4 protein-coding genes are annotated in these 5,487 nt (G+C 74.2%); 1 reads left to right on the top strand and 3 read right to left on the bottom strand.

The window, feature by feature from the left end; translation table 11 throughout:
• Nucleotides 1-2,181, top strand: a 2,181-nt coding sequence (locus tag FNH09_RS44205; RefSeq protein ID WP_152895516.1) for a tetratricopeptide repeat protein, incomplete at its 5' end; no start/stop codon positions are given.
• Between the two features lie 99 nt (nt 2,182-2,280).
• On the opposite strand, the gene FNH09_RS44200 is transcribed toward FNH09_RS44205, so the two are convergent.
• The 3 genes from FNH09_RS44200 to FNH09_RS44190 all read right to left on the bottom strand — a co-directional run.
• A complete protein-coding gene (locus FNH09_RS44200) occupies nt 2,281-3,972 on the bottom strand; it encodes a bifunctional 3'-5' exonuclease/DNA polymerase (protein WP_152895515.1) in 1,692 nt (563 codons plus the stop codon).
• A 138-nt stretch (nt 3,973-4,110) separates the two neighbouring features.
• Nucleotides 4,111-4,899, bottom strand: a complete 789-nt coding sequence (locus tag FNH09_RS44195) for a Clp protease N-terminal domain-containing protein (RefSeq protein WP_152895514.1) — start codon at nt 4,897-4,899, stop codon at nt 4,111-4,113.
• 75 nt (nt 4,900-4,974) lie between these two features.
• On the bottom strand, nt 4,975-5,487 hold a 513-nt coding region (locus tag FNH09_RS44190; protein WP_152895513.1), incomplete at its 5' end, for a LysE family translocator.

The following is a 5,487-nucleotide window of genomic DNA, read 5'->3' as shown; positions in this document are numbered from 1 at the left end:
GCCCAATTGCCGCCCGCGCCCGCGTACTTCACCGGGCGTCTCGATGTCCTGAGCGCGCTGCGCCGGACCCTGGCGGTCGATCCTCCCCGCGCGGACGACGCTTCCGCCTTCTCTTCCCCGCGGCTCCCGCTGGCCGTGGTCAGCGGCATGGCCGGGGTCGGCAAGAGCGCCCTCGCCCTGCATGTCGCGCACGGTCTGCGCGACCGCTTCCCCGACGGCCAGCTGTACATCAACCTGCACGGCGCCACCCCGGGCATGACCCCGCTCACCCCCGCCCAGGCGCTTGCCGCGCTGCTGCGCGACCTCGGTGCCGACCGCCGCCACATCCCCGAACACCAGGACGCGGCCACCGCGTTGCTGCGCTCCCTGCTCGCGCCGACGCGCACGCTGATGGTGCTGGACGACGCCGCGCACGCCGCGCAGATCCGTCCGCTGCTGCCGGCCGGCCCCGGCTGCGCGGTGATCGTCACCAGCCGTTCCCCGCTGACCGCCCTCGACGGCGCCCACCGCTTCCCGCTCGGCCCGCTCTCCGACCAGGACAGCGCGGCGCTGCTGCGCACGGTCTCCGGCCGCGACGGGCTCGACGCCGGCCATCCGCTCGTCGAGCTCACCGGCCGGCTTCCGCTCGCCCTGCGGGTCGTCGCCGCCCGGCTGGCGGCCCGCCGCGCCCTCACCCCGGACGTGCTCGCCGGTCAACTGGCCGCCACGGGACGGTTGCACCATCTGGAGTACGACGATCTGAGCGTGCGCCGCTCGCTGGCCGTCGCGCACGACGCGCTGGCCGCCTCCGAGCGCGAGACCGACCGGGACGCGGCCCGCGCACTGAGCCGCGTCGGCGCGCTCGATCTGCCCGTGTACGGCGCGCCCCTGCTCGCCCGGCTCCTCGGCACCGACGAACGCCGGGCCGAGGCCGCCCTCGACCGCCTCGTCGACGTGGCACTCCTGGAGGAGACGGCGTACGGCCGCTACGCCCCCCACGACCTGGTGCGCGACTTCGCCCGCGAACTGGCCGACACGGAGACCGGCCCGCGCGCCGAGGACGAACCCGCCCCGGCCGTCCTCGCCCTGCGCTGGTACGCCGCCGTCGCCGACCGGGTCCTCGGCGCGATCGTGGAGCCCGGCTACGAGCAGGACGACCGCCGGTGGCCGACCGCCTCCCAGCCGCCCGGGCACCCGGCCTACGAGGTACCGCCCTTCGCGGGCCCCGAGGAGGCCTTCGCCTGGGGCGACCTGGAACTGGAGAACATCGTCACGCTGGTACGGCGCCACCCGGCGGACACGGCGGATGCCGTCACCACCGCCCATGTGTCCACCCTCCTGCGGCTGCTGTTCCCCTACGTCCAGCGCAGTGGGCGATGCGCCGAGATGGAGGTGCTGGGGCGGGCCGCGCTCGCCGCGGCGCGCCGGCTCGGGGACGAGGCGGCCGAGGCCCACGCGCTGGGCGATCTCGCCGCCGTGCACTTTCTGACCGGCCGCCAGAAGGACGCGCTGGCCCTGAACGACCGCGCCCTGGCCCGCTGGCGCCGACTGGAGCGGACCTCCCGGATCCGGCGCTGCCTCAACAACCGGGGTCTGCTGCTCGAAGGGCTCGGCCGGTACGAGGAGTCCGGCGCGGCGCTGCGGCGGAGCCTGGAGTACTCGCGGCAGCTGAACGACCCGTACGGCGAGGCCGTCACCCACAGCCACCTGGGCAACCTGTACGAGCACACCGACCCCCGGGCCGCCATCGAGCAGCACCGGCGCTCGCTCGCCCTCGGCGACGAGATCGGTGCCGTCATCGTGCAGCACTCGGCGCACTGCAATATCGGCTACGCCCATCTCACCCTGGGCGAACCGGCCGCCGCCCTGCCGCACTTCGAGGAGAGCCGGCGCATCCGCGGCGGCCACGGCGACTGGCACGGCGAGTCCCAGACCCGGCTCGGCCTGGTGCGCACCCTGCGGCTGCTCGGGCGCGGCGGCCCCGCCGCCCGCGAGTGCGCCGAGCTGCTGCGCCGCGCGGACGCCCGTGCCGACCGCTACACCGGCGGGCTCGCCCGGCACCAGCTCGGCCTGCTGCTCCGGGAGCGGGGACGTGCCGAGGAGGCGTACGAGGAGTGGCGCGCGGCCCTCGCGGCCCTGGACGGGACGGACGAGGAGGCGGTCGTGGCGGAACTCGTGGCGCTGCTCGCCGACCCTTGCTGATTCAGCCGTCCTCCGCGCGCTGATTCAGCCGTCCTCCGCGTGTCCGAAGAACGCCCTGTTCGGCCGTCCGCCGTCCGCCGGGCAGCGGACCGCGGCCGTTCACTTCGCGTCGGCATAGCACTGCACCACCGCCGTCGTGAACGGGAACCGCACCGGGGTGTCCCCGAACGTCAGCCGTCCCGCGAGGTCCGCCGCCTCCCGGATCGCCGCCACGACCGTGTCGGCCTCGTGCGCCGGGCAGTGCACGATCACCTCGTCGTGCTGGAAGAAGACCAGCTCGGCCGCCAGGGCGGCACAGGTCCGCCGCAGCGCGGCCAGCAACAGCAGGGCCCAGTCCGCCGCGCTGCCCTGGACGACGAAGTTACGGGCGAAGCGGCCGCGGGCGCGGGCGTCGGTGGAGGCGTATCCGGGCGTCCAGCCCTGCTCGGCGGGCTGCCCGGCCGGCTCCTCCTGCGGCATCCCCGCCTCTTCCGCTCCTTCGTCGCCCGCCCCGGCCGCGGGCGGACAGGTGCGCCCCAGCCACGTCCGCACCAGCCGGCCCTCCTGGCCCGCCTGCGCCGCGTCGTCGACGTAGGCCACCGCTCTGGGGAAGCGGCGTCTGAGGGCGGCGAGGTTCTTCAGGCCGTCCCCGGAGGTCTGGCCGTAGACCGCGCCGAGCACGGCGAGTTTGGCCTGGGCGCGGTCGCCGGAGAAGGCGCGGTCGGAGACGGACTGGTACAGGTCGTCCTCCCGGGCGGCGACCTCCATCAGACCGGGGTCACGGGAGATCGCCGCGAGCACGCGCGGTTCCATCTGGTCGACGTCCGCGACGACCAGCCGCCAGCCGGGATCGGCGACGACGGCACGCCGGATGACCTTGGGGATCTGCAGGGCGCCGCCGCCGTTGGTCACCCAGCGCCCGGTGACCGTCCCGCCCGCGAGGAACTCCGGCCGGAACCGTCCGTCCCGCACCCAGTCCTGGAGCCAGGACCAGCCGTGCGCGACCCAGATGCGGTACAGCTTCTTGTACTCGATCAGCGGCTTCACCGCCGGGTGGTCGAGGGACTCGATCTCCCACCGCCGGGTCGATCCGACCTTGATGCCGGCCTGGGCGAAGGCCTTGACGACGTCGGCGGGCAGATCGGGCCGCACCCGGCGGCCGAACGCCGCCGACACCTCCTCGGCGAGCTCGGCCAGGCGCCGGGGCTCACCGCCGCCGGTGTACCGCTCGCCGAGCAGTTCGCGCAGGACCTCGCGGTGCACGTCCGCGCTCCACGGCAGTCCCGCGCGGTTCATCTCGGCCGCCACCAGCATCCCCGCCGACTCCGCGGACGTCAGCAGCCGCAGCCGGTCGGGGTGGGCGGACCGGTCGTGCCGCCGCTGCTGCTCCGCGTAGACCTCGACGAGGTCCGTCAGCGGCAGCCGGGTGCCCTGTGGTTCGAACAGCGGGGACTGGGCGCCGGGCTCCGCGGACCGCTGGCGCGGATCGGGCGGCACCGGACGGCCGCGCAGCCGCGCGAGGGCGGCGGCCGCCGACCGGGGTTCGCCGTAACGGCCCTCGTGGCCGAGGAGGAGGGTCTCGGCGTCCTCGATGTCGTAGCACCGCTCGACCCGCACCCCCGTGGCGAGCAGTCGCGGGTAGACCTCGGCGGTGGCACGCCACACCCAGCGGAAGACGTCCGGCCTGCGGCGTACCGCCTCGGCGAGGTCGGGCTCCCATGCCACCGGCGCGGCGGGCAGCCCGTCCGGACCGAGGGGGGCGATCTCCACGCCACCGTCCTCGGCCGGAGCGAGCGCCCACCGGTCGGCCATGCGACGAGTCTCGCAGGAGCCTCTGACAATGGCCCCGACCTGCGGTTCCTCGACCCGCTCAGGCCGGACCCGCCGTCCCCGCGGCCGCCGTGCCCACCGTCGCTGTGCCCACGGCCGCCGTGCTCACCGCCGCCGGGGCTACCGCTCCTCCTCCTGCTCCCCGTCCACGTCCTGCGTCTGCATCTGCATCTGCTCCTGGGCCTGCTCCTGGTCCAGCCGCATCGTCTCCAGCAGTTCCACGACGAACGCCTCGGACCGGGCCTTGTCGATGCCGAGCCCGCTCAGCACGCCCTCGCCGTTCTCGAACTCCAGCAGGGCGAGCAGGATGTGCTCGGTGCCGACGTAGTTGTGGCCGAGGCGGAGGGCCTCGCGGAAGGTGAGTTCCAGCGCCTTCTTGGCGGCGGGGCCGTACGGGATCAGCTCCGGCACCTCTTCGGCGGCCGGCGGGAGCGCGGCCGTCGCGGCCTCGCGGACCGCGTCCAGAGAGACGCCCTGTGAGGTGATCGCCCGCGCGGCGAGTCCCTCGGGCTCGGCGAGCAGGCCGAGGACTAGGTGTTCGGGCAGGCCCTCGGTGCCGCCCGCGGCCTTGGCCTCGTTGTGGGAGGCCATGACCACGTTGCGGGCGCGCGGGGTGTACCGGTTGAAGCCCTGGCTGGGGTCGAGGTCGATCGACTCCTTCGGCACGAACCGCTTCTGTGCCGCCTGCCGGGTGACGCCCATGCTCTTGCCGATGTCCGTCCAGGAGGCGCCCGAGCGACGTGCCTGGTCCACGAAGTGCCCGATCAGATGGTCGGCGACCTCGCCCAGGTACTCACCGGCGAGCACCGCGTCCTGGAGCTGTTCGAGGGGCTCCGCGTGGACCTTCTTGATCGCGGAGATGAGGTCGTCGAGACGTACGGATGACGTGATGGTCGGTTGCGTCGACATGTGTCAACCTTAGGTTGACACGGTAGAGTCGTCAACTCGTGGTTGACAGTCGGGGGAGGATTGCCCGGAACGGGCCTACTGGGGAGAGGTGGCCAGCCGCAGCGCCAGCGCCGCGAAGACCGTCCCGCTGAACACATTGAGCCCGCGTGCCACCCGGCGGCTGCGGCGCAGCAGCGCGGACAGCCTCCCGGACAGCAGCCCGACCGAGCCGTCCACCACGAAACCCATTGTCACGATGGTCAGCCCGAGCACCAGGAGCTGCTCCCGTACGTGTCCCAGCTCCGGATCGACGAACTGGGGGAGGAAGGCGATGTTGAACAGGATCACCTTGGGGTTGAGCAGGTTGGTGACGGCGCCCTGCCAGAACGCGCGCCGCAGCCCGGGCCCGGCGGGCGCGGCCCCCTCGCCCGGCAGCGACCGGTCCCGGAACGCCTTCACGGCCAGGTGCAGCAGATATGCCGCACCCGCCCAGCGCAGCACGTGGTACAGCACCGGCAGCGCCGCGAACAGCGCCGACAGGCCGAGCGCCGCGGCCGCCGAGTGCACGAGCATGGCGCAGGCGACCCCGCAGGCGGCCAGCACCCCGGC

It is taken from the genome of Streptomyces adustus (genome assembly GCF_009377175.1).
Lineage (GTDB): Bacteria > Actinomycetota > Actinomycetes > Streptomycetales > Streptomycetaceae > Streptomyces > Streptomyces adustus.
This window is presented reverse-complemented; position numbering and strand designations above follow the sequence as displayed.